A 25,184-nucleotide genomic window follows, 5' to 3' on the forward strand; every position below is an offset into this window, starting at 1 on the left:
ATGCACCGTGTCGATCCGGCCGGGTCCAGAGCCATCACCCTCCTTGTGGAAAGCTCATCCGCCGAATCTGTTATAGATCAGTTGCGTTCCGTAATGGCCTATGGCAAAACCAAACGACATCCAAATCCGGCTTGAGTAGCAAAGCCGTGTAGTGCAAACCCCGCTCACGCTGACATATCTGGCACCGTTAACCGCGGCCAATTCACATGTCATTCCACAGCAAACACTCATCCGTCCGACAAAGCCGGGATTTCCACGGCGAACATCAAGGATGACCGGCCGCGTTCGCGAGCCGGTCATCCTCCATCGCAGCGATCAAATCTCGGAGAAGGCCTTCTCCAGAATGCCGAGGCCCTCCTCCAGAAGGTGGTCGGGGATGACCAGCGGCGGCAGGAACCGGAGCACGTTGCCGTAGGTCCCGGCCGTGAGCACCACCAGACCCTGCGCGTGGCAGCGCCGGACGACCTCGGCCGTCACCGCGGGGTTCGGCTTCTTGGTCCCCGGCTCGACCAGCTCGATCGCGATCATCGCGCCCCGGCCGCGGACGTCGCCGATGACGTCGTGGCGTTCGGCGAGCGCGCGGAGCCGGGGGAGCATGACGGAGCCGATGTGCTCGGCGCGCTCCACCAGGCGCTCGGCCTCGATCGTCTCCAGGACGCCCAGGGCGGCCTCGCAGGCGAGCGGGTTGCCGCCGTAGGTGCCGCCGAGCCCGCCGACGTGCACCGCGTCCATGAGCTCGGCCCGGCCGGTGACGGCCGCGAGCGGCAGCCCGCCGGCGATGCCCTTGGCCGTGCAGACCAGGTCGGGGACGATCCCCTCGTCCTCGCAGGCGAACATCTTCCCGGTACGGGCGAAGCCGGTCTGCACCTCGTCGGCGATGAAGACGATCCCGTTGGCGCGGCAGAACTCCAGGATCCTGGGGAGGAACCCGCGGGCCGGTTCGATGAAACCGCCCTCGCCCTGGATCGGCTCGATCACCACGGCGGCGACGTTCTCCGCGCCGATCTGCTTCTCGATGGCGTCAATGGTCTGCGCCGCGGCCTCCTCGGCGCACCGCTCCGGCCCGGTGGGCCAGCGGTACGGGTAGGCCATCGGCATCCGGTACACCTCAGGGGCGAACGGCCCGAACCTGTGCTTGTAGGGCAGGTTCTTCGCGGTGAGCGTCATGGTCAGCAGGGTCCGGCCGTGGTACCCGTGGTCGAAGACGACGACGGCCTGGCGGCCGGTGGCGTGCCGGGCGATCTTGACGGCGTTCTCGACGGCCTCCGCGCCGCTGTTCACCAGGAACGAACGCTTCTCGTGGTCGCCGGGCGTGAGCTCGTTGAGCTTCTCGCACACCTGGACGTAGGACTCGTACGGCGTGACCATGAAACAGGTGTGGGTGAACTCCTCCACCTGCCGCCGGACCCGCTCCACCACCCGGGGGGCCGCGTTGCCGACGCTGGTCACCGCGATGCCGGAGCCGAAGTCGATCAGCGAGTTGCCGTCCGCGTCCTGGACGATCCCCCCGCCCGCCCGCGTGACGAACACGGGGAGCGTCGTCCCGATCCCGCCCGGCACGGCGGCCTGCTTGCGGGCGAGCAACTCACGAGATCTCGGGCCGGGGATCTCGGTGGCGAGGTGGCGCTCCTGCGGGAGCCGGCTGTGCGTGGTCATACCTCGACGTTACGCGGAGAGAGGTAAAGAGCCGATTCGCCGCCCTGGTTAAGCTAGAGGAGTCCTTTATGCGGTATGGATAAGCCATCCGATCCCGCAGCGTCACCGGAGGGGCCATGGCTCCCACTCTGCTCACCGTCGTCAACCGGACCCAGCTCAATCTGAAGGTGCTGACCGGCCGGGAGTCGCTCGACCGGGCGGTGCGCTGGGTCGCGGTGAGCGAGCTGGAGGACCCCACCCCGTTCCTTGAGGGCGGCGAACTGGTGCTGACCACCGGGATGCGCATGCGTCCCCGCGGGGCGAAACCGTACATGGAGCGCCTGGTCGCCCGGGGCGTCGCCGGGCTCGGCTTCGGGGTCGGGCTCGGGCACGACGAGGTGCCCGCCGCCTTGGTCCGGGCGGCGGAACGGTGCGGCCTGCCGCTGGTCGAGGTGGGGCGGGCGACCCCGTTCATCGCGATCGGCAAGGCGGTGAGCGAACTGCTCGCGGCCGAGCAATACGAGGAGATCACCAAGGCCTTCGCCGCGCAGGGCCGGCTGACCCGGGCCGCCCTGCAGGACGAGGGGGTCGGAGCCGTCGTCCAGCGGCTCGCCCGGGAGATCGGCGGCTGGGCGGTGCTGCTCGACGAGACGGGGGAGCTGCGGCACGCGGCCCCGGCCCGGGCCGCCGAGCGGGTCGGGTATCTGCGGGCGGAGCTCGACCGGCTCCGTACCCCGCCCTCGGCGAGCGTCTCGGTCGTGACGCCGGGCGAGCACGTCGTGATGCAGCCGCTCGGGGCGGGCCGCCGGGTCCGGGGCTTTTTCGCCGTCGGGGTCGGTCGCCCGATGTCGTCGGCGACGCAGACGGTGGTCAACGCCGCGGCCTCGTTGTTGACGCTCTCCTTGGAGCGTGGGCGGGAGCAGCGGTCGGCGGAGCGCCGCCTGCGGGCCGCGCTGGTGGAGCTGCTGCTGGCAGGCTCGCCCGACCTGGCGCGGGATGTCGCGGATCAGATCGGCGGCCTGCCGATTCCCCCCGTCCGGGCGATCGCGGTCAGCGGGGGCGATCGGAACGGCCTGCTGGAGGCGCTCGACGAGCGGAAGGCGTTCTCGGCCGTGAAGGACGGCAAGGTGATCGTGATCGTTCCCTCGGAGGAGCCGGCCGAGGTGAAGGGCGGCACGGTCGGCGCGGGCTCCTCGGGTGAGCTGGAGGAGGTTCCGCGGTCCTACGCGCAGGCGCTGCAGGCGCTCGCCTCGGCGGAGCGGGGGCGCAAGCCGTACCTGCGCTTTGAGGATCTCGCGGGACAGGGGTTGATCGGCATGCTCGACCGCGCGGTGGTGGAGGGGTTCGCCGCCTCGACGCTCGCCCCGCTGCGAGGGTACGGCTCACGGGCGGATCTGGTGGAGTCGCTCCGCGCCTATCTCGCGCACAACGGCCACTGGGATTCTTCGGCTCAGCAACTGGGCATTCACCGCCATACGATGCGTTATCGCATGCGCAGGGTGGCGGAGCTCCTCGGGAGGGACATCGACGATCCGTCGGTACGCGCCGAACTGTGGATCGCGCTGGGTGTCTCCGGCGGATGAGGGACGCGGGCCGGTGGGTCAGCGGGTCTTGGTGAGGAAGTGGGAGACCGCGGCCATCGTCACCGTCTCGTAGGTGTCGCCGTCCTGGAGGTGCCCGGCCCGCTCCAGGCTGATCGCCCCGTGCGCGGCGGCCCACACCGTGTCCGCGATCTTCTGCGGGCTCGCCGGCCCGACGCCGCGGCCCGCGGCCACGCACTCGGCGACGGCGCGGTCGAGGATGTTGAGGGAGGCGCGGGCGATGGTGCGCGCCCGCTCGCTCGGCACGAAACCGGGGATCGTCTTCTCGAACATGAGCCCGTAGTGGTCCGGGTTGGCGAGCGCCGCCCGCCGGTAGCCGTTGCCGATGTCGATGACGTAGTCGACGGGGTCGCTCCGGCGCGGCACGGCTTCCAGATACCGCCGGAACCGGTCGAATCCCTCCAGGTAGAGCGCTTCGACCAGACCTTCCTTGGTCCCGAAGAGCGTGTAGATGTAGGTGGTGGAGCAGCCGGCCTCGGTGGCGATGCGACGGATGGACAGGGTGTGGGGTCCGGCGGTCGCCAGGAGTTTTCCGGCGATGTCCAGCAGATCACTACGGAAAATTTCGGATTCATCCCCGATTCGCACGTCGTCACTGTCGTGGGCGGCCGTAGAGACCATCGACGCGTGTCCCTTCCCGTTCAGGGTCGTGTGGCTATCCGCGTTCGAGACTTTGCCATCCGTGTCCGCTGGCAAACCATTCGGTCATAAAAAACATCGGTATACAGGAAAAAGTCGCCTGTGTGGGGGGGATATCCCCACCCCTGTTTGTCCTGGTCGGCGGTCCTTAGGTTCATGATTTGTACGAAATGGAGTGAGGGTTCTCCCTAGACCGCGGGATACCGTCTGGGCATGGACGTGCGCCCCTTCTGGCTCGCCGGTCGCCCCGCCGTCGGAGCCGACGAGCTGACCGTGACCAACCCCTACGACGGCCGCGTGGCAGGCGTGGCGAGCGTACCCACCGCGGCCCAGGTCGAGGAGGCCGTGGCGGCGGCGGCCGCGACGGCTGCCGCGGCGGCCGCGCTCCCCGTCCACGTCCGGGCCGACGCCCTCGCGCATGTCGCCGTACGGCTGAAGGAGCGGTCGGAGGAGATCGCCCAGATCATCAGCGCGGAGAACGGCAAGCCGATCTTCTGGGCGCGCGGCGAGGTCGCCCGGGCCGCCTCGACGTTCCGGTTCGCCGCCGAGGAGACCCGCCGGTTCAGCGGCGAGGTGCAGCGACTCGACACCGAACCCGCCGCCCAGGGGCGGCTCGCCTACATCTCCCGCCGTCCGCACGGCCCGGTCCTCGCCATCACCCCGTTCAACTTCCCGCTCAACCTGGTGGCGCACAAGGTCGCGCCGGCGATCGCCGTCGGCGCCCCCGTGATCGTGAAGCCGGCTCCGGCGACGCCGCTCTCCGCCCTGCTGCTGGGGGAGCTCCTGGCCGAGACCGGCCTGCCCGAGGGGATGTTCTCGGTGCTGCCGGTGCACAACTCCGAGGCGGGTGCCCTCGTCGACGACCCCCGGCTCCCGATCGTCTCCTTCACCGGCTCCGGGCCGGTCGGTTACGCGATCATGGATCGGGTGCCGCGTAAGCACGTCACCCTGGAGCTCGGCGGAAACGCCGCGGCGGTCGTCCTCGACGACGCCGACCTGGACTGGGCGGCGAGCCGGATCGCCCTGTTCGCCAACTACCAGGCCGGGCAGAGCTGCATTTCGGTCCAGCGGGTCCTCGTCTCCGAAGCCGTCTACCCCGCCTTCGCCGAGAAGCTGGTGCGGGCCGTCGCCGCGCTGGTCACCGGGGACCCGGCCGACGGCGCGACCCAGGTCGGGCCGCTCGTCTCGGTCGAAGCGGCCGAGCGGGTCCAGTCCTGGATCGAGGAGGCCGTGGCCGACGGGGCGACCGTCCTGGCCGGAGGCACCCGGGACGGCGCGACCGTCGCCCCGACCGTGCTCGCCGGCGTGCCCCGGACCGCCAAGGTCTGCGCCGAAGAGGTCTTCGGGCCGGTGCTCGTCCTGTCCCCGGTCTCCGGGGTGGACGAGGCGTTCCGCCAGGTCAACGCGTCCAGGTACGGCCTGCAGGCGGGGGTGTTCACCCGCTCCCTGGACATCGCCTTCCGCGCCAACGCCGAGCTGGAGGTGGGCGGCGTCGTCATCGGCGACGTCCCCTCGTTCCGTGCCGACCAGATGCCGTACGGCGGGGTCAAGGAGTCGGGGGTCGGTCGGGAGGGTGTCCGCTCGGCCATGCACGACTTCACCTACGAGAAGGTGATGGTCCTCACCGGCCTCTCCCTCTGACCGCCGGGCGGCCCGCTCAGGAGTGCTGCGCCCTGCCGTACAGCTCCCTGATCTCCTCGCCGAAATAGGGGCCGTACATCGTGCCCAGGTCGTCGCTGTACTTGAAGCTGCTCACCGAGGTGATCGTGCCGGCCCCGGTGGCGGGGTCGAAGGCGCTGAGCCAGGGACCGCCGCTGGATCCGGCGGTCATGTCGCAGCGCAGGCCCTGATCGGTGGTCTGCCGGTGCGGGTCGGGGCGGACCTGGCCGCTGCAGTAGACCAGGTGGTCCCCGCCGTACGGCGGGTCGGCGGGGAAGCCGAAGCCGTAGGTCTGGCCGCCCCGGACCGGGTTGAACGCGATCTGCTGCGCCCCGACCACGTCGGCGACGTGCCTGCCGTCGGAGGTGTTCAGCGCGACCATGGCGACGTCGAAGCTGTCGTCGCCCCGTTTGGACCACGGCGCCGCGACGAACATCCGGCGGGCGGTGAAGGAGCCGTACGGCCCCCGGCCCGAGCTGTAGCCGGGGACGAAGAGCCAGTTGTCGGCCCACGAGCCGGTGCCGTTCTTGACGCAGTGCCCCGCCGTGACCACCAGGTCCCGGTTGGCGCTGCGCACGGTGCTCGCCGAGCAGACGAAGTCGGTCCGGTCCATGGTGAGGAAGACCCGGCCGGTGGTCCTGGCCACCTGGCCGTCGCCGAGCCAGCGGGAGCCGCCGACCGCGCTCGGGGCGGCGGCCGCCCGCTGCGGCTCGGCGGACCGGGGGAGCAGCGCGCCGACGGCGCCGTCCAGGAGGTCGACGGGGAGGGCCCGCGCCATCCGCTCGGGCGTCCAGTAGCCGGGGTCGGCCCGGCGGGCCGCGTGCTCGACGACGTCTCCGGGGGCCCCGGCCGCCACGCCCCGATCGGCCGAGCCCGCCGGGGCCGGGGGGCCGTACGCCGCGGTGGTGGCGCCGAGCAGCGGCGCGCTCACGACACCGCCGAGCAGGGAGGCCGTCAGGAGCAGGGGAAGACTCGACGTCATGTAACCGAATTCTGGACTACTTTTTGTGTTTCCGTGACTACTTTCCGTCAATCGGTGTCGATGGGTTCGGCGGGTGCGGGAGGGCCGGACGCGCGGTCACAATGGAGGGGTGCAGGATTTCCACGACTCCCAGCGCTGTGTGACCGTTCTCGGTTCCACGGGCTCCATCGGGACCCAGGCCCTCGACGTCATCGCGCGCAACCCGGGCCGCTTCCGCGTCGCGGGCCTGGCCGCCGGCGGCTCCCGGATCGATCTGCTCGCCCGTCAGGCGGTGGAGTTCGGCGTCGAGGCGGTGGCGGTGGCCGACCCCTTCGCCGTACCGGCGCTGCGCGAGGCCCTGGCCGGGCATCCGGTGAAGGTGCTCGCCGGCCCGGAGGGGGTGGCCGAGGCCGCGGCCTGGCCGGGCGACGTGGTGCTCAACGGGATCACGGGCGCGCTCGGGCTGACCTCGACCGTCGCCGCGCTGCGGGCCGGCCGGGTGCTGGCGCTGGCGAACAAGGAGTCGCTGATCGCCGGCGGGTCGCTGGTGAAGCGGCTGGCCGGCCCGGGGCGGCTGCTCCCGGTGGACTCCGAGCATTCGGCGCTCGCCCAGTGCCTGTGGGGCGCGAGCCCCTCCGGGTACCGGCCGGAGGCGGTGCGCCGGCTGGTGGTGACGGCGAGCGGCGGGCCGTTCCGGGGACGGACCCGGGACGCCCTGGCCTCCGTCACGCCCGAGCAGGCGCTCGCCCATCCGACCTGGAGCATGGGGCCGGTCATCACGGTCAACTCGGCGACCTTGGTCAACAAGGGCCTGGAGGTGATCGAGGCGCATCTCCTCTTCGACATCGGGTTCGACCGGATCGAGGTCGTGGTCCACCCGCAGTCGGTGATCCACTCGATGGTGGAGTTCGTCGACGGCTCGACGCTGGCGCAGGCGAGCCCGCCCGACATGCGGCTGCCGATCGCGCTCGCGCTCGGCTGGCCGGACCGGGTCCCCGAGGCGGCGCCGGCCGTGGACTGGACCCGGGCGCACACCTGGACCTTCGAGCCCCTCGACGACGCGGCCTTCCCCGCCGTCGCGCTCGCCCGCCGGGTCGGGACCGCGGGGGGTACGGCTCCCGCGGTGTACAACGCGGCGAACGAGGAGTGCGTGGCCGCGTTCCTCGCCGGGCGGCTGCCGTTCCCCGGCATCGTGGACACGGTGGCCGCGGTGGTCTCCGAACACACCGTGACCGAGGTGACCTCGGTGGAGGAAGTGCTCCAGGCCGATTCCTGGGCACGTATCCGGGCCAGGGAGCTGACGCGAGGCTAGGGGTGGGGGCCGCATGGGATTCTGGCTGGGGGTCTTCGCGTTCATAGCCGGAATCACCGTGTCGGTGGTGCTCCACGAGGCCGGTCACCTGGTCTTCGCCCGCCGGTTCGGGATGAAGGCCACGCAGTTCTTCGTCGGTTTCGGGCCGACGATCTGGTCCTTCCGGCGGGGCGAGACCGAGTACGGGTTCAAGTGGATCCTCCTCGGCGGCTACGTCAAGATCCTCGGGATGACCCCGCTGGAGCCGCTCGACCCGGCCGACGAGCCGCGCGCCTTCCATCGGGCCAGGCCGGTCCATCGGGCGATCGTGCTCGCCGCGGGGTCGCTGGTCAACGTCCTGCTCGCCTTCGTGCTCCTGGTCCTGCTCGCCTCGACGCTGGGCGTCCGGGGCCCGGCCGACGTCGTCACCGTCGTCGCCAAGGTCTCCGCGTGCGTGCCCACCGTCCCGGGCGAGCCGTGCCGGCCGGGCGACCCCGTCTCGCCCGCACGGGCGGCGGGGCTGCGGAGCGGAGACCGGATCGTCGCCTTCGCGGGCCGTCCGGTCGGGAACTGGGCCCAGCTGGAGGCGGCCCTGCGCCGGGCCGCGCCGGGGCCGACGCCGATCACGGTGGAGCGGGACGGGAGCCCGGTCGTCCTCGACGCGGTGCTGGTTCGCTCGCCTACCGGGCACGGCGCCTTCCTCGGGATGAGCCCGCGGGTCATACCGGGTCGGCTGGATCGCATGAATCCGATCGAGGCGGGAGGTTACTCTCTTGGCGCCATCGGTCAGCTGGTATCGGGAATGGGGGGCGTTGTGGCCGACCTGCCCTCGGCATTGCCTAAACTGTTCACACCGGAGCGGGCGTCGACGCCGGGTGGTGAAGTGGCCAGCATCGTCGGCGCGGGGAGGCTCTCCGGAGAACTGGCCGAAGCGGGTGGCACATGGCAGGACGGGGTGCGGGCCATCCTGCTCCTCATCGCGTCGCTCAACGTCTTCCTCGGTCTGTTCAACCTCCTCCCGCTGCTTCCCCTCGACGGAGGGCATCTGGCGGTGCTCGCCTATGAGCGGGGACGCGCCGGTGCCGCCCGCCTCCGCGGGAGGCCGGACCCGGGACCGGTCGACTACGCAAAACTCACCCCGATCACCGTCGCCGGCCTGCTGCTCCTGCTGGGGCTGGGCCTGTTGCTGATCGCCGCTGACATAGTCAATCCACTGAAGGTGCTTCAATGACCGTCTCACTTGGAATTCCCTCCGTACGGCCGAAGGCCGTGGCGAAGCGGCGTGAATCCCGGCAGATCATGGTGGGTTCCGTGCCGGTGGGCGGTGACGCCCCGGTTTCCGTGCAGTCCATGACCACCACGGTCACCTCCGACGTCAACGCCACACTCCAGCAGATCGCCGAGTTGACCGCGTCGGGCTGCCAGATCGTCCGGGTGGCGGTCCCCTCGCAGGACGACGCGGACGCGCTGCCGATCATCGCCAGGAAGTCGCAGATCCCGGTGATCGCCGACATCCACTTCCAGCCCAAATACGTCTTCGCCGCGATCGACGCGGGCTGCGCCGCGGTCCGCGTCAACCCCGGCAACATCAAGAAGTTCGACGACAAGGTGGGGGAGATCGCCAGGGCCGCCGCGGCCGCCGGCACCCCCATCAGGATCGGCGTCAACGCCGGCTCGCTCGACCCCCGCCTGCTGGAGAAGTACGGCAAGGCGACCCCGGAGGCGCTGGTGGAGTCGGCGCTGTGGGAGTGCTCCCTCTTCGAGGAGCACGGGTTCCGGGACATCAAGATCTCGGTCAAGCACCATGACCCGGTGGTGATGATTCAGGCGTACCGGCAGCTCGCCGCCCGCTGCGACTACCCGCTGCACCTGGGGGTGACCGAGGCCGGCCCCGCGTTCCAGGGGACGATCAAGTCGGCCGTGGCGTTCGGCGCGCTGCTGGCCGAGGGGATCGGCGACACGATCCGCGTCTCGCTCTCCGCGCCCCCCGTGGAGGAGGTCAAGGTCGGGAACCAGATCCTGGAGTCCCTCGGGCTGCGTGAACGCGGTCTGGAGATCGTCTCCTGCCCCTCCTGCGGCCGGGCCCAGGTCGACGTCTACACCCTCGCCGAACAGGTGCACGCCGGGCTCGACGGGCTCAAGGTGCCGCTGCGCGTGGCCGTCATGGGCTGTGTGGTGAACGGGCCGGGCGAGGCGCGGGAGGCCGACCTCGGGGTCGCCTCGGGCAACGGCAAGGGGCAGATCTTCGTCAAGGGCCGGGTCATCAAGACCGTACCGGAGTCGCAGATCGTGGAGACCCTCATCGAGGAGGCCCTGCGGCTCGCCGAGGAGATGGGTGTCGAGGTGAACCTCGACGACGACGACCTGGTCGGTCCCGAGATCGTCGTACTCTGACGATCACTTTGGGCAATCGGTTGATTACACATTGGTAAGCATCCCGGTGAACGCCCGGCGCGTCTGACCGCACTCGGGAAGCATCGCCGGGATGAGACGCGTCATCGGAGTAGTGCTGGGAACCGCGGTGCTGTCGGCCGGAGCGACGGTCGGCCTTCCCCACCGGGTCGGGGCGGAGCCTCCCCGGCCCTCGGGGATCGGCTGGACCGCGTGCGCGGAGCCGGCCGGGGAGCGGCGGGAGCGGGGCGAGGCCCCCGTCGAGTGCGGGACGGTGGAGGTCCCCCTCGACCACGCGGCTCCGGGCGGCTCCCGGATCACCCTCGCGGTCAACCGGGTTCGGGGGTCCGCGCGCCGGGACGGCACCCATTTGGGCGCGCTCCTGGTGAACCCCGGGGGACCCGGTGCGTCGGGGCAGGAGCTGGCGAAGTTCGTCGCCGCGACGCTCCCCGCCGAGGTCGCCGCGCGCTTCGACGTGATCGGCTTCGACCCTCGCGGGGTGGGGGCGAGCAAACCGGCGCTGAGCTGTGTGGATCCGGAGCGTCACTACGCCGCCCCGCGGCCGGACAACGTTCCGCGCGGCGCAGCCGAGGAGGCCGCCCTGGTGGCGCGGGCGCGGGACTTTGCCGCCGCCTGCGGGGAGAAGGCGGGCCGCCTGCTGCCGTACCTGGACTCGGCGGCCACGGTGCACGACATGGACGCGATCCGGGCGGCGCTGGGAGAGGAGAAGATCAGCTACTTCGGCTATTCCTACGGCACCTACCTGGGCGCCGCGTACGCGACCGCCTACCCCCGGCGGATCTTCAGGCTCGTCCTGGACAGCGTGGTCGATCCGGCGGGGGTCTGGTACCACACCAACCTCACCCAGAACCTGGCCTTCGACCGGCGGCACAAGCGGTTCCTCTCCTGGGTGGCCAAGCACCACGACGTCTACCGGCTGGGGAAGGACCCCAAGCAGGTGGAGTTCGCCTGGTACGCGATGCGGGGGCGGCTCCGCGCCAAACCCGCGGGCGTCCTCGGCCCGAGCGAGCTCGACGACGTGTACACCGTCGCCGGATACACCGACGCCGTCTGGCCGAAGCTGGCCGCGGCGTTCTCCGCCTACGCGCTGCGCGGCGAGACCGAGAAGCTGCTCGCCGCCCGGCGGGAACACGCCGTGATCGGCGCCAAGGAGGAGAACAGCTACGCCGTCTACACCAGCGTGGAGTGCCGGGACGCCGCCTGGCCGCGCGACTGGGGTGTCTGGCGGGCCGACAGTCGGCGCATCTACGCCCGAGCACCCTTCCTGACCTGGGCGAACACCTGGTACAACGCCCCCTGTGCATTCTGGCCCGTCCCGTCCGGCCGTCCCCCCGCCGTCGGCACCGGCGACCTGCCGCCCGTCCTGCTGCTCCAGGCCGAGCAGGACGCCGCGACGCCGTACCCCGGAGCGCTCCGGGTTCGGCGTCTGTTCCCCACCGCCCGCCTCGTCGCCGAAGGCGGGGGCAACCACGGGGTCGGCCTCGCCGGGAACACCTGCGTCGACCGGCACCTGACGCGTTACCTCACCGAAGGCGTCCTCCCGGCGCGGCGCGCCGGATCGGCCGCGGACGCCCGATGCGCCGGGCGGCCCGATCCGTCGGCCGCTTTGCGCATGGCGGCCGGACACTCCGCCCATCTGCGATTGATCCGGGCTCTCCGAGGTGGGTGAACCCGTGGCGGCCGAGTGAGGCGGATCGGCGGGCAGGGGAGCGTAGGCTTGGGGCGTGAAGTTGCGCACAACCGCGCTGCGCGTACTCGACGACAGTGATCGTGCCGAGGTCCTCGAACTCCTCGACGCCGATCCGGTCTCCAACGTCTTCGTCTCCGCGCGGGTCCGCGCGGTGGGCCTCAGCCCCCTGCGGCTCGGCGGTCAGATGTGGGGGTACGGCTCCCGCGGCGGACTCACCGCGCTCTGCTACTCCGGCGCCAACCTGGTCCCCGTCGCCGCCAGGCCGGACGCGATCCACCTCTTCGCCGATCGGGCCCGCAAAAGGGGTCGACGCTGCTCCTCGATCGTGGGGTCGCGCTCGGCCGTGCAGCTGCTGTGGGAGCAGCTCCGGCCGTACTGGGGGCCGGCCCGGGCGATCCGCGCCGTCCAGCCGGTCATGGCCATGTCGGCGCCCGCCGCGATCCCCGCCGACCCGCTGGTCCGGCGGGTGCGGCAGGAGGAGTTCTCCACCCTGCTCCCGGCCTGTGTGGCGATGTTCACCGAGGAGGTGGGCGTCTCGCCCAACCACGGTGACGGCGGTGCGCTCTACCGGGCCAGGGTCGCCGAGCTGATCCGGATGGGCCGTTCCTACGCGCGGATCGAGGGCGGCCGGGTCGTCTTCAAGGCGGAGATCGGCGCGGTGACCCCGCACGCCTGCCAGATCCAGGGCGTCTGGGTCCACCCCGAACTCCGCGGCCGCGGTTACGCCTCGGCCGGCATGGCGGCCGTGGTGAACGAGGCCCTCCAGATCGCCCCCGTGGTCAGCCTCTACGTCAACGACTACAACATCCCCGCCAGAGCCGCCTACACCCGAGTCGGCTTCCACGAAGTGGATGTGTTCACCTCGGTGCTTTTTTAGGCCGCAGCCTGTGGGTATGTCTCACATGTTGGTCAATCGGACAAACCGGGCGGTGCTCGTTCGTTCGACCGGCTGAAGCAGCGGGGGCACGTCGTGCCTACGGTCAAGGCATGGCTCGCCTCACTCTAGACGACCTGTATCGGCTTAGGATTCCCAGCGATCCCCAACTGCGTCCGGACGGCGATGCCGTCGCCTACACCCTCACCCAGGCCGACCCGGAGAGCGACGAAAACCGGTCGCAGATCTGGCTCGCCGAACCGGGCGCGAAGCCCCGGCGGCTGACCGGCGGCCCGTCCGACTCCGCCCCGCGCTGGTCCCCCGACGGCCGTACCCTCGCATTCCTCCGCGCGGCCGGCGGGCCGCCGCAGATCTGGCTGCTGCCGATGGACGGCGGGGAGCCGCGGGCGCTCACCGAGGCCCCGCTGGGCGCGGGCGCGCCGGTCTGGTCGCCGGACGGGACGGCCCTCGCCTACAGCGGGCCGTGCGGCGACCCGGACCCGAACGCCCCCGTCGCCGACGACCGGCTCGGCCACAAGGCCGACGGGTCGGGGCTGCTGCGCGGCCTCACCGTCCACGTCCACGTGGTGACCGTGGCGACCGGGGAGGTCGTCCAGGTCACCTCGGGCGACTTCTTCGCGGGCGCCCCGACCTGGTCGCCGGACGGGACCGCCTTGGCGTTCGTCGCCGACCTGGGCGAGGACCGCGATCTGGTGCCTTCCGGCGTGGTCTGCTCGGTCGAGGCGGGCGGCGGGGAGCCCAAGGCCTTGACCGGGCCGGACACGATCTGCACCGGTGCCTGGTGGCGGGGCGACCGCCTGCTGGTGACCGGGCACTCCGGCGGTCCCACCGGCCATGCCCGCCTCTTCGAGCTGGTCGGGGGCGAGCTGGTCGAGCTCGCCGGGGAGCTGGACCGCAACGTCATGGTCGGGTCCGCAGCCTATCCCGGCGGGGTTCCGCAGCTTCTCGGCGACGACGTCGTCTTCTGCGCCCGGGATCGGGGGTTCACCCACGTCTACCGCGCCCCCGGCGAGAAGATCGTCGGAGGCGACCGGGTCGTCGCCGGAGTGAGCGTCGCCGCGGGAAAGATCGCCTACGTCGCGGGGAGCCCGCACTCCGCGGGGGAGGTGTTCCGCACCGACCTCGACGAGACGATCGCGCTCACCGACCACGCGCTGCCCGGGGTCGAGCTGTTCACCCCGTCGACCCGGGTCTTCACCGCCCCCGACGGCACCCCGGTGGAGGCGTTCCTCCTCGCAGACCCCGACCGGGAGCCCGGCCCGGCCCCGCTCCTGCTGGACGTGCACGGCGGCCCGCACAACGCCTGGGCACCCGTCTTCGACGGCGTCCACCTCTACCACCAGCTGCTCGCCGAGGCGGGCTGGACGGTGCTCACGGTCAACCCGCGGGCGAGCGACGGGTACGGCGAGGCGTTCTTCACCGGGGCGATCGGGGCCTGGGGGATCGCCGACGTCGACGACCTGCATACCCCGGTCGACGTGCTCGTCGCGGAAGGCGTGGCGGACCCGGCGCGGCTGGCGGTGACCGGCTACAGCTACGGCGGCTACATGACCTGCCGGCTCACCGCGATCACGGACCGGTTCGCGGCGGCGATCCCCGGCGGAGTGGTCACCGACCTGATCAGCATGGCCGGGACCTCCGACGCGGGCTACTTCCTCAAGGCCTACGAGTGCGTGGCCGACCTCCCCGCCCAGTCGCCGATGACCTTCGTCGACCAGGTGGTCACCCCCACCTTGATCCTGCACGGGCAGGACGACGACAGGTGCCCGATCGGCCAGGCCGAGCAGTGGTTCGCGGCGCTGCGCGAACGCCGGATCCCGGTGCGCCTGGTGCGCTACCCCGGCGGCTCCCATCTCTTCATCGTCAACGGCCGCCCGTCGCACCGGCGGGACTACAACGAAAGGATCATCACGTGGCTGGAGCAGTGGATCCCGGGCGCTGGCATGCCCGGCTCGCCGAGCTGATCGCCCAATACGAGATCCCGGGTGCGACGCTCGCGTTTCTGCACGAGGGGCGGATGCACGAGTTCGCCGCCGGCGTGCTCAACGTGGACACCGGGGTGGAGACGACCACAGACTCGATCTTCCAGATCGGCTCGATCACCAAGGTCTGGACGGCCACCCAGCTCATGCTCCTGATCGAGCAGGGCCGCCTGACCCTGGACACCCCGGTGGCCGAGGTACTGCCCGAGTTCAAGACGGCCGACCCGGAGGCGACCAAGTCCGTCACCGTACGGCATCTGCTGGCGCACACCTCCGGTATCGACGGCGACCTGTTCGTCGACACCGGGCGCGGAGACGACTGTGTGGAGAAGTACGTCAACCTGTTCGCGGACCTCCAGCAGAACCACCCGGTCGGTGCGACCCACTCGTACTGCAACTCCGGCTTCGTCCTCGCCGGGCGCGTCATCGAGGTGCTGACCGGCAAGAGCTGGGACGACGCGCTCCGCGAGCAGATCATCGAGCCGCTCGGCCTGACCCACACGTGGACGCTCCCCGAAGACGTGCTGCGGTTCCGCGCGGCGATGGGGCACATGGGCGGCAAGCCCGCTCCGCAGTGGATGCTGCCCCGCCCGCTCGGACCGGCCGGGCTGATCTGCGCCACCGCCGCCGATGTGGTGAAGTTCGGCGCGGCGCACCTCGGCGAAGGGCTGCTTCGGCGGCCTGAGGCGATGCGTGAGCCGCAGGTGGCCATTCCCAACCCGTACACACTGGGCCCGCAGTGGGGGATCGGCTGGATCCTGGACGAGTGGGACGGGCACCGGGTCTTCTCCCACGGTGGCAACACGATCGGCCAGGCGGCGATGCTGTGGGTGCTGCCGGACACCGGCACCGTGGCCTGCCTGCTCCTCAACGGAGGCGACACCTCGGCCTGTGAGCACGCGGTGGCCGTCGAGCTCTTCGCGGAACTGGCCGGAGTGGCGGTACCACCCGTTCTCGGACCTCCCGCGGAGCCGGTCACGGTGGACGTCGAGCGTTACGCCGGACTCTACGAGCGGGTGGGCACCCGGACGGAGTTCACGGTCCGCGACGGCGTGCTGCACATGTACACGGAGGCCACCGGTGCGATGGCCGGCCTCTCGCCGCCGATGGAGTGCGACCTGATCCCGGTGGACGACACCACCTTCGTCGGAAAGCTGGAGATGACCGCCCTGTGGGTCTCCTTCGTCTTCTACGAGTTGCCGGACGGAAGTCCGTACGTTCACTTCGGCGTGCGCGCCACGCCCAAGGTCGCCTGAGGGGAAACGATGATCACAGATTTGCGGCGGCGGCTCGACGAGGCGATCGCGAAACACGGTGTGCCGGGTGCCTCGATCGCGGTGAGCCGGGACGGCGAGGTCGTCGCGGTGGCTTCGGGCGTGCTCAACCTCAACACCAAGGTGGAGGCCACGACCGACGCGCTGTTCCAGGTGGGGTCGACCACCAAGGTGTTCACCGCGGCGTTGATCATGCAGCTGGTGGAGGAGGGCCTGCTCGACCTGGACAAACCGGTACGGACCTACCTGCCGGAGTTCGGGCTCGCCGACGAGGCGGCTTCGGCGAGCGTGACCACCCGGCAGCTGCTCACCCACACCGCCGGGTTCGAGGGCGATGTGTTCGAGGACACCGGGGTCGAGGAGGACTGTCTCGACAGGTACCTGAAGTTCCTGGCCGGGGTGGGCCAGGTGCACGCCCCCGGTGAGCTGATGTCCTACTGCAACGCGGGCTACGTGGTGCTCGGAGCGCTGGTGGCCAGGCTCCGCGGGACCACCTGGGAGCAGGCGATGCGGGAGCGGCTCTTCGCCCCGTTGGGGATCGGGCATTCGGCGTTCTCCGCCAAGGAGGCGATCGTGTACCGGGTCTCGGCCGGGCACATCCCCGGTCCGGACGGGCCGGCGGTCTCCCCGGACTGGGAGATGGCGCGGTCGAACGCCCCGGCGGGGTCCACGATGTGCCTCACCCCGAGCGATCTGCTGCGGTTCGGCCGGACGCTGATGCGCGGGGGTGTGACCGACGACGGCTCCCGGATCCTGTCCGCCGAGTCGGTCGCGGCGATGCTCACCCCGCAGGTCTCGGTGCCGGGGGTGCTCTTCGGGGAGGGCGCCCACTGGGGGCTGGGGATCGCGCTCTACGGCTGGGGCGACGGCGCGTACGGCCACGACGGCGGCACGATCGGGCAGTCCACGACCTGGGTGATCCTGCCCGGGGCGGGGCTCACACTCGCGATGACGATGAACGGCGGGGATGTGATGGGTCTGATGCACGATTTCGTGCATCCGATCTTCCGTGAGCTGGCCGGGGTGGAGCCACCGGCCTCGCCGGTTCCGCCGGCCGACCCTGTCCAGGTGGATTTGTCAGCCTATGTTGGCGCTTATGAGAGCGGGGTGGCCAGATACGAGGTCGAGCTCGCCGAGGGCGGCGGCATCGACGTCACCCTGGTCCCCAGCGAGCTCATGGTGAAGCTGGGGAGCACCCGGGAGACCGTCAGGTACCTTCCCCTCGGCGGACACGCCTTCGTCGGCGAAAAGCCCGAGCGGGGCCGCCATCCCGTCCTGGCGTTCGTCATGGAGAACGGGCAGGCGAGCTACCTGCACAACTCCCGGGCGCTGGCCCGCGTCCCGTAACCGGTGGCGGGGGTCCGGTGGCGGGCCCCCGCCGTACGCCGTTTGAAAACGTACGCCGCGCAAAGGAGCCCCGATGCCCGCCGAGCAGCTCAAGAAGATTTTCGACGACGCCGATGCCGAGGGGTTCGTCCATGTCCGCGAGGTGGACGGACCCGGTGAGGTGGGGCTGAACCCCGACGCCCCGGTGGTTCTGGCCTCGGTGTTCAAGGTCCCGGTCGCGCTGGAGTACGCCCGCCAGGCGGCGGCCGGGCTGATCGAGCGCACCGAGCGGCTCACCGTGACCGCCGCCGACAAGGACGGCGGCATCGGCACCTCGGGATGCGCCGACGACGTCTCCCTCACCCTGCGGGACCTGGCGCACTTCATGCTCACCCAGAGCGACAACGCGGCGACCGACGTACTGCTCCGCCGGGTCGGGCTGGACAACGTGCACGCCACCCTCGCCCAGCTCGGGCTGACGCGCACCCGGCTCATCGGGGGGTGCAGGGAGCTGCTGGACACGGTCCTCACCGATCTCGGTGTCTCCTCCTGGGAGGAGATGGAAGGGATGGGGGAGGAACGGATCCGGGGCCTGTCGGTGCTCGACCCGGAGAAGACCACCTCCGGTACGCCCAGGGAGACCACGAGCCTGCTCGCGGCGATCTGGCGGGACGAGGCCGGTCCCGCCGAGGCGTGCGAGGAAGTCCGGAGGATCATGGGCAACCAGGTCTGGCCGCACCGGCTTTCCTCGGCGTTCCCCGACGGGATCCGGATCTCCGCCAAGACCGGCACGCTGATGGGGGTCCGCAACGAGGCGGGTGTCGTGGAGTACCCGGACGGGAAACGGTACGCCGCGGCGGTCTTCGTCCGGACCCGTTCGCTCGGCGGGCGCCTGCCCCGGGCGGACGCCTCGATCGGGCGGGCCGCGCTCGCCGCGATCGAGCACCTGCGTGCGGAGGGGAGGCCCTGATCTCGCGTTCCGTCCACTCCCGTTATCGTGAGGAGATGACGTTCCGTCCGCGTGCCAGCCTGCGGCGGATCCTGGATGACCTGGGCCGCACCGTGCTGGACGTCGCGGTGGCCCCGGACGAGCTCGACGCCGAGGTGACCGGGGTCCACATCCACGACCCCCTCGACGACCTTCCCCCGCCGCCCGGCTGCCTGCTGCTGGCGGTCGGCGTGGAGGGAGCGGACCGGCTCCGCGCGCTGCTTGAGGCGGCCGGTCCGGTCGCGGGGGTCGTGGTGAAGCAGCCGGTCGCCGTGGACGACCGGGTCCGGGCCGCGGTGGCCGGGAGCGGGGTGGCGGTGCTGGGACTCACCCGGGCCGCCTCCTGGTCCCAGGTGGCGGCGCTGATGCGCTCGCTGCTCGCCGAAGGCGATATCGCCGACCCCGGCAGCAACGGGCCCGACGACCTGTTCGTGCTGGCCAACGCGCTCTGTGACCTGCTGGACGCGCCGGTCACCATCGAGGACCGCTCCTCCCGGGTCCTGGCCTTCTCCGGGCGGCAGGACGAGGCCGACTACGGCAGGGTGGAGACGGTCCTGGGCCGGCAGGTGCCGGACAAGTATCTGCGCGAGCTGGATGAGGTCGGCTTCTTCCGGCGGCTCTACCAGAGCCGGGAGCCGATCCAGATTCAGCTGAAAAAGGACTCGATCCCCCGGGTGGCGATAGCCGTGCGGTCCGGGGACGAGATCCTCGGCTCGATCTGGGTCGCGGTCCACGAGCCGCTGTCCGAGCAGCGGCTGATCGCGCTGACCGACGCGGCCAAGATCGTGGCTCTTCAGCTGCTCCGCCAGCGGGCCGGTGCCGACACCCAGCGCAGGCTCCGCGCGGATCTGCTGGCCACGGTGCTGGAGGGCGGGCCGAACGCGGCCGAGGCGGCGAGCAGGCTCGGCATCGGCACCGAACGGCTGTCCGTGCTCGCCGCGCAGCCGCGGGAGTGGGAGCACGGCGACGTGGCCGGGCGGGAGGCCGATCGCCAGCGGTTCTGCGACGCGTTCGCGCTCCATCTTGGAGCGATCCATCCCAAGGCGGCCGCGGCCCTGGTCGGTTCGACCGTCTACGCCGTCCTGCCCCTGCCCGTCGGCGACGCCGAGGAGTCGCGCGCCGTCCAGGTGGCGCGGAGCTTTCTGAATCGGGTCGGTCCCCGGCATTCGGGCAACATCGGGGTGGGCCGGCCCGCGGCCAGCCTGACCGATGTGGCCAGGTCCCGCGCCGACGCCGACCGGGCGCTTCGGGTGCTGGGCTCCCGGGGAGTCTCCGGACAGGCCGCAGGCTACGCGGAGTCGCACTTCGAGTCGCTCCTGCTCCAGCTGGGCGATCTCGCCGCCGAGCAGGAGCAGGCGCCGACGGGGCCGTACCGGCGGCTGCTCCGGCACGACGCCGAGCACGGCACGGGCCTGGTGCCCACCCTCAAGGCCTACCTGGACGCCTTCGGCGACGTACGGGCCGCCGCGGCGGCCGTACACGTCCATCCCAACACGTTCCGCTATCGGCTGCGGCGGCTGTCGGAGATCGGGGAGTTCGATCTGGACGACCCCGAGGCCCGGCTCGCCGTCACCCTGCAAATACGGATTTTTGAGTATCGGCACTAGTCACTTCATCCTTTTTGTCCGATTGGACGAAGACCGATACGGCGCCTGCGGGTGAGGGTGAGTGCACACCCCCTTCCCTCCCCCTGGAGCCCCCATGAAGAGAGCCGGAGCGGTCGCCGCCGTCGGTGTGCTGGGTCTGCTCGCCGCCGCGTGCGGATCCTCGTCCAGCGGAGAAGCGGGCAAACCCGCGGAGAACTCCACGTTCACCTACGCCATGGTGAGCGACCCCGGAGCACTCGACCCCGCGACGGCGGCCTCGGGATTCGCCAACGCGACCCTGTACTTCGCCTACGACACCCTGGTGCACGCCGGCGAGGACGGGAAGAGCGTTTCGGGTTTGGCCGAGAAGTGGGATGTCAAGCCCGATTCGGTGACCTTCACTCTCCGTAAGGACGTCACCTGCGCCGACGGGTCCAAGGTCACCCCCGTTGACGTCGCGGCGAACTTCACCTACATCGCCGACCCGGCGAGCAAGTCCCCGCTGCTCGGCATCATTGTGCCGGCCGGGCTGAAGGCCGCCGCCGACGACGCCGCGGGAACCGTCACCCTGAGCACCCCGCAGCCGCACAGCTTCATCCTGGAGAGCACCCACAACGTCTTCATCGTCTGCGGCAAGGGGCTGAAGGACCGTTCCGTTCTCGCCAAGGGGACCTCGGGCACCGGACCCTATGTCCTGAACGAGGTGGTCTCGGGGGACCGCTACACCTTTACCCGGCGGGAGGGCTACACCTGGGGGCCGGGCGGGATGACCAACACCGAGCCCGGCCAACCCGGCAAAGTAGTGCTGAAGATCGTCTCCAACGAGCAGACCGCCGCGAACCTGCTCTTTTCCGGTGCGGTCAACCTGGGGGTCTTCTTCGGGCCGGACCGGCCGCGGGTGGAAGCCGCTCCCGGGCTGGCCAAGGACACGGTCCCGATCGCCGTCGAGCAGATCTACTTCCATCAGGGCGTGGACCGGCCCACCAAGGAGCTCACCGTCCGCAAGGCGCTCGTGCAGGCGCTGAACATGGAGGAGCTGGGCCGGATCACCACCAGTGGCACCGGGCGGCCGCCCAAGAGCCTGATCATGCACCCCGGGCCCTGCCCCGGCGACAACGTCTCGGGCGCCCTGCCGGCGTACGACGTGGCCGCCGCGACCGCGGCGCTGGACTCGGCGGGCTGGAAGGCCGGGCCCGACGGGATCAGGGTCAAGGACGGCAAGAAGCTCACCCTCAGACTCGCCTTCTCCACCGCTTCGGGTTCGGGCGGGCAGGCCGGCGTGGAGTACATCGCGGACGCCTGGAGGAAGGTGGGGGTCGACACCCAGATCAACGCCCAATCCACCATCAAGATGAATGAGACGATGACCGTCACCGGGAACTGGGATGTGGGCCTGTTCGGCATCGGTCTCCCGCTGCCCTCCCAGTTCGTCGGATTGTTCTCCGGCACGCCGGCCCCCAAGGGCGGCAATTTCGCCCACCTGGCCAATGAGCGCTACGACCGGCTTGTCGCCGAGGCGGCCAAGCTTCCCGGCGAGCCGGGCTGCGCGAAGTGGAACGAGGCGGAGCGTGCCCTGGTCGAGAACGTGGACGTGTACCCGTTCGTGGGCACCACCTGGCTCACCGCCGGCAAGAACGCCACCGCGAAGACGCAGGGCTTCCTGGTCATCCCGTCCTCCATTCGAATGACCAAGGGGAGCTAGTGTTCGCGCTGCGCCGCCTGATCCGCTTCGCGGTGTCGATGGTCGTCCTCATCACGGCCTCGTTCGCGATGATCCATCTCATCCCCGGCGACCCGATCCGGGCCGCCCTGGGGATGAACGCCCCGCTTGAGCTGGTCAATCAGCGGCGCGCGGAGCTCGGCCTGGACGACCCGATCCCGATGCAGCTGCTCGCCTACGTGCAGCAGATCCTCGGCGGGGACTTCGGCACCTCGTTCATGACCAGGGAGCCGGTCGGCCAGATCATCGCCGACCGCCTCCCGCACACCCTCGCCCTGGCGGGCGCGGCCACGATCTTCACCCTGATCGTGGCCGTCCCGCTGGGCATGTGGGCCGGTATCCGCACCGAGAACGGGAGGAACCGGGGCACCGAGCTGGGCTTCACCTCCGGCACCGGCGCGCTGACCGTGGTCCCGGAGTTCCTGTACTCGATCGCGTTGATCGTGGTCTTCTCCATCGCGCTCGGCTGGCTCCCCCCGGCCGGGCGGGACGGCCTGGACTCCTACATCCTTCCCGTCCTCGCGCTCTCCATCGGCGCCATCGCCATGGTGGCGCGGCTGGCCCGGGTGGAGACCCTTCGCGAGCTTGGCGCCGACTATGTACGGCTGGCGCGGGCCAAGCGCCTCCCGGTGCTGCGGATCTACCTCCGCCACGTGCTGCCGAACACGCTGACCTCCACCCTCACCGTGGGCGGCCTGCTGCTCACCGGTCTGATCGCGGGGAGCGTGCTGGTCGAGTTCGTCTTCGCCTGGCCGGGCCTGGGCGGGCGGATGGTCGAGTCGATCACGCAGAAGGACTATCCGGTGGCCCAGGCGATCATCTTCGTCTACGGCGCGATCGTCCTGGTGGTCAACCTCATCGTGGACCTGCTGCTCAGCAAGCTGGACCCCAAGTCGACGATCAAGGAGACCTGATGCGCCAGCTGCTGCGCACACCGACCGGGGTGATCGGGCTCGCCCTCGTCGCCGCCACCGTCATCCTGGCGATCGTCGGCCCGCCGATCTGGGGTGAGGCGGCCGAGACCATCGACGCGGGCGCCGCGCTGCAGGGCGCTTCGGCCGAGCATCTCCTGGGCACCGACAACCTGGGCCGGGACATCCTGGCCCGAGTCCTCGCCGCGACGCGGTTCAGCCTGCTGCTCGCCGTCCTGGCCACCGTGATCGGCGTCGGCCTCGGCCTCTTGCTCGGCGTGCTGCCCTCGGTGCTGCCAAGGCGGGCCGCGCGGCTGGTCACCGGCGCGGTCAACGCCCTGGTGGCCTTCCCCGCCCTGCTGCTGGCCATGTTCACCGCCGTGGTGAGCGGCCTCGGCGCCCGGGGAGCCGTGCTCGGCATCGGCATGGCCATCGCGCCGGGGTTCGCCCGGCTCACCCAGACGCTGGCCGCCTCGGTGGCCGGGGCCGACTATGTCGCCGCCGCCCGGCTGCTCGGCGTGCCCCGATGGAAGATCGCCACCCGGCACGTGCTGCCCAACATCGCCGAACCGGTCATCCTCAACGTCACCGCGGTGCTCGGCACGGGCCTGGTCGCGATGGCGGGCATGTCCTTCCTCGGGCTGGGCGTCCAGCCGCCGGAGTACGACTGGGGCCGGCTGCTGAACGAGGGATTCGGCCGGATCTACCTCGACCCGGTGGTCGCGCTCGGTCCCGCCGCCGCGATCATCCTGGCCGGGCTGGGGTTCAACATGGTGGGCGAGGCGCTGGCCAAATCGGCCGCCCGGACCTCGGCCTCCGCGGGTCCGGTGAGCGCGGCCGAGGTCGCCCCGGACGACTCCGCGCCCGATGCGGACGCGGTGCTGGAGGTGAAGGACCTGACCGTCACCTTCCCCGGCGGCGTGACCCCGGTCCGCGGCATCTCGCTGACCCTCGCCCCGGGGGAGATCGTGGGGCTGGTGGGCGAGTCGGGCAGCGGCAAGAGCCTCAGCGCCTTCGCGATCGGCGGGCTGGTGCCGTACCCGGGGACGGTGACAAGCGGACGGCTGCGGCTGAACGGCACCGAGCTCACCGAGCTGGGCCAGGCCAAGCGCCGAAAGCTGCTCGGGACTTCGATGGCGATGGTCTTCCAGGACCCGATGGCCTCACTCAACCCGGCGCTCACGGTGGGCGGCCAGCTCGCCGAGGTGGCCACCGTCCACCAGGGCGCCAAGCGCTCCGCGGCCTGGGCCAGGGCGGTGGACCGGCTGAAGCACGTGCGCATCCCGGATCCGGAGAAGCGGGCACGGCAGCATCCGCACGAGTTCTCCGGTGGCATGCGCCAGCGCGCGGTCATCGCCATCGGGCTGATGGGCAGCCCCAAGCTGATCATCGCCGACGAGCCCACCACCGCGCTCGACGTCACCGTGCAACGCCAGATCCTGAAGCTGCTCCGGGAGGTGTCGGCGGACACCGGCGCCGCGGCGCTGTTCATCTCGCACGACATCGCCGTGGTGAGCGAGCTGTGCCATCGCGTCGTGGTGATGTACGCGGGGCGGATCGTGGAGGAGCTGCCGGTCTCGGAGCTGGCGGGAGGCGCCGCCCACCCCTACACCAAGGCGCTGGTGGCCTCCCTGCCCGACCTGGACACCGACAAGGGCGAGCCGCTCGCGGCGATCCCCGGCACCCAGCCCGCGCCCGCCGAGGCCGGTACGGGCTGCGCCTTCGCGGCGCGCTGCGCGCTCGCCGACCAACGATGCGGTGAGCGTCCGCCGCTCAAGGAGTTCGGAAAGGCCCACACCGTCGCCTGCTGGCACGCGGGGACCGTGGAGATCGAGGTGGCGACCCGATGATCATCGAGAACCTGACCGTGCGGTTCGGCTCGTTCACCGCCGTCGAGAACCTGACGCTGGAGATCCCGCCGGGGTCGGTCGTCGGGCTGGTGGGGGAGTCCGGCTCCGGCAAGTCCACCGTGGCCAAGGCGATCTGCGGTCTGGTGCGGTACGAGGGCCGGATGAGCGGGGTCGACCCCAAACGGGTGCAGCTGGTGTTCCAGGATCCCTACGCCTCGCTCAACCCGCGGATGACGGTCGGCGCGTCGGTGGAGGAGGGGCTCTCGGCCCTGCCGCGCGGGCGGCGGAAGGACGAGGTGGAACGGCTGCTCTCGCTGGTCTCCCTGCCTCCGGAGTTCGCCGGGCGCTATCCCCGGGAGCTCTCCGGCGGGCAGCGCCAGCGGGTGGCGATCGCCCGTGCCCTCGGCGCCCGGCCGGAGCTGCTGGTGGCCGACGAGATCACCTCGGCGCTGGACGTCTCGGTCCAGGGCGCGGTGCTCAACCTCATCCGCGGGCTGCAGGCCGAACTCGGTCTGTCCATGCTGTTCATCTCGCACAACCTCGCCGTCGTGCGGTACGTCTCCGACGTCGTGGCGGTGATGCACCGCGGCAGGCTGGTCGAGATCGGCCCGGCTGAGCGGGTGGTCGGGGCGCCGGAGCACGCCTACACGCGTGAGCTGCTGGCGGCTGTACCCCGGCTCAGGCACTGATCGCACTTTTCACTCTGATACGAGGTATTAAGTCCATTTTGTCCGGTAGCACGAAGACCGGTACGCCCCCAGCGG

The 25,184-nt window shown here is 71.0% G+C and carries 19 protein-coding genes; 16 read left to right on the plus strand and 3 right to left on the minus strand.

Annotated features, from left to right (window positions below):
• Positions 1 to 315: 315 nt before the first annotated feature.
• Positions 316 to 1,656, minus strand: a complete 1,341-nt coding sequence (gene gabT, locus RUR_RS07970; protein WP_283134267.1) for a 4-aminobutyrate--2-oxoglutarate transaminase — start codon at positions 1,654 to 1,656, stop codon at positions 316 to 318.
• A gap of 116 nt (positions 1,657 to 1,772) precedes the next feature.
• On the opposite strand from gabT, the gene RUR_RS07975 reads away from it, so the two are divergent.
• Positions 1,773 to 3,218 (plus strand): PucR family transcriptional regulator, encoded by a 1,446-nt coding sequence (locus RUR_RS07975; RefSeq protein ID WP_283134268.1) that lies wholly within the window; start codon positions 1,773 to 1,775, stop codon positions 3,216 to 3,218.
• A gap of 18 nt (positions 3,219 to 3,236) precedes the next feature.
• On the opposite strand, the gene RUR_RS07980 is transcribed toward RUR_RS07975, so the two are convergent.
• Positions 3,237 to 3,824: a TetR/AcrR family transcriptional regulator gene (locus RUR_RS07980; protein WP_283134269.1), complete on the minus strand. Its 588-nt coding sequence runs from the start codon at positions 3,822 to 3,824 to the stop codon at positions 3,237 to 3,239.
• Positions 3,825 to 4,088: 264 nt separating this feature from the next.
• Here RUR_RS07980 and RUR_RS07985 point away from each other — a divergent pair, with 264 nt between their 5' ends.
• Positions 4,089 to 5,516, plus strand: a complete 1,428-nt coding sequence (locus tag RUR_RS07985) for an aldehyde dehydrogenase family protein (protein ID WP_283134270.1) — start codon at positions 4,089 to 4,091, stop codon at positions 5,514 to 5,516.
• A gap of 16 nt (positions 5,517 to 5,532) precedes the next feature.
• Here the strand turns inward: RUR_RS07985 and RUR_RS07990 are convergent, their stop codons facing one another.
• Positions 5,533 to 6,516: a trypsin-like serine peptidase gene (locus RUR_RS07990; protein WP_283134271.1), complete on the minus strand. Its 984-nt coding sequence runs from the start codon at positions 6,514 to 6,516 to the stop codon at positions 5,533 to 5,535.
• A gap of 109 nt (positions 6,517 to 6,625) precedes the next feature.
• On the opposite strand from RUR_RS07990, the gene dxr reads away from it, so the two are divergent.
• The 14 genes from dxr to RUR_RS08060 all read left to right on the plus strand — a co-directional run bounded on the left by dxr (position 6,626) and on the right by RUR_RS08060 (position 25,109).
• On the plus strand, positions 6,626 to 7,807 hold the full coding sequence (dxr, locus tag RUR_RS07995; protein WP_283134272.1) for a 1-deoxy-D-xylulose-5-phosphate reductoisomerase: 1,182 nt from the start codon (positions 6,626 to 6,628) through the stop codon (positions 7,805 to 7,807).
• Positions 7,808 to 7,820: 13 nt separating this feature from the next.
• Complete coding sequence (locus RUR_RS08000) at positions 7,821 to 9,017, plus strand: M50 family metallopeptidase (RefSeq protein ID WP_283134273.1); 1,197 nt, start codon at positions 7,821 to 7,823, stop codon at positions 9,015 to 9,017.
• Positions 9,014 to 10,180 (plus strand): flavodoxin-dependent (E)-4-hydroxy-3-methylbut-2-enyl-diphosphate synthase, encoded by a 1,167-nt coding sequence (gene ispG, locus RUR_RS08005; protein WP_283134274.1) that lies wholly within the window; start codon positions 9,014 to 9,016, stop codon positions 10,178 to 10,180. Before RUR_RS08000 ends, ispG begins: the two co-directional genes overlap by 4 nt.
• 91 nt (positions 10,181 to 10,271) lie before the next feature.
• Positions 10,272 to 11,867 carry an alpha/beta hydrolase gene (locus tag RUR_RS08010; protein WP_283134275.1) on the plus strand — a complete coding sequence of 532 codons (1,596 nt, stop codon included), beginning with the start codon at positions 10,272 to 10,274 and terminating at the stop codon, positions 11,865 to 11,867.
• Positions 11,868 to 11,922: 55 nt separating this feature from the next.
• Positions 11,923 to 12,765, plus strand: a complete 843-nt coding sequence (locus RUR_RS08015) for a GNAT family N-acetyltransferase (protein ID WP_283134276.1) — start codon at positions 11,923 to 11,925, stop codon at positions 12,763 to 12,765.
• A gap of 110 nt (positions 12,766 to 12,875) precedes the next feature.
• Positions 12,876 to 14,747 carry a S9 family peptidase gene (locus RUR_RS08020; protein ID WP_283134277.1) on the plus strand — a complete coding sequence of 624 codons (1,872 nt, stop codon included), beginning with the start codon at positions 12,876 to 12,878 and terminating at the stop codon, positions 14,745 to 14,747.
• Complete coding sequence (locus RUR_RS08025) at positions 14,696 to 16,021, plus strand: serine hydrolase domain-containing protein (protein ID WP_283134278.1); 1,326 nt, start codon at positions 14,696 to 14,698, stop codon at positions 16,019 to 16,021. Before RUR_RS08020 ends, RUR_RS08025 begins: the two co-directional genes overlap by 52 nt.
• Positions 16,022 to 16,030: 9 nt before the next feature.
• On the plus strand, positions 16,031 to 17,386 hold the full coding sequence (locus RUR_RS08030; protein WP_283134279.1) for a serine hydrolase domain-containing protein: 1,356 nt from the start codon (positions 16,031 to 16,033) through the stop codon (positions 17,384 to 17,386).
• A gap of 73 nt (positions 17,387 to 17,459) precedes the next feature.
• A complete protein-coding gene (locus tag RUR_RS08035) occupies positions 17,460 to 18,335 on the plus strand; it encodes a serine hydrolase (RefSeq protein ID WP_283134280.1) in 876 nt (291 codons plus the stop codon).
• A 35-nt stretch (positions 18,336 to 18,370) separates the two neighbouring features.
• Positions 18,371 to 19,960, plus strand: coding sequence for a PucR family transcriptional regulator (locus RUR_RS08040; RefSeq protein ID WP_283134281.1), 1,590 nt, complete (start codon positions 18,371 to 18,373; stop codon positions 19,958 to 19,960).
• Between the two features lie 94 nt (positions 19,961 to 20,054).
• Positions 20,055 to 21,641 (plus strand): ABC transporter substrate-binding protein, encoded by a 1,587-nt coding sequence (locus tag RUR_RS08045; RefSeq protein ID WP_283134282.1) that lies wholly within the window; start codon positions 20,055 to 20,057, stop codon positions 21,639 to 21,641.
• A complete protein-coding gene (locus tag RUR_RS08050) occupies positions 21,641 to 22,573 on the plus strand; it encodes an ABC transporter permease (protein WP_283134283.1) in 933 nt (310 codons plus the stop codon). The genes RUR_RS08045 and RUR_RS08050 overlap by 1 nt, the downstream gene beginning before the upstream one ends.
• Positions 22,573 to 24,420: a dipeptide/oligopeptide/nickel ABC transporter permease/ATP-binding protein gene (locus RUR_RS08055; RefSeq protein ID WP_283134284.1), complete on the plus strand. Its 1,848-nt coding sequence runs from the start codon at positions 22,573 to 22,575 to the stop codon at positions 24,418 to 24,420. Before RUR_RS08050 ends, RUR_RS08055 begins: the two co-directional genes overlap by 1 nt.
• Positions 24,417 to 25,109, plus strand: coding sequence for an ABC transporter ATP-binding protein (locus RUR_RS08060; protein WP_283134285.1), 693 nt, complete (start codon positions 24,417 to 24,419; stop codon positions 25,107 to 25,109). Before RUR_RS08055 ends, RUR_RS08060 begins: the two co-directional genes overlap by 4 nt.
• Positions 25,110 to 25,184: the final 75 nt, after the last annotated feature.

The organism is Rhizohabitans arisaemae, assembly GCF_025996515.1.
In the GTDB taxonomy this organism is placed as follows: domain Bacteria; phylum Actinomycetota; class Actinomycetes; order Streptosporangiales; family Streptosporangiaceae; genus Rhizohabitans; species Rhizohabitans arisaemae.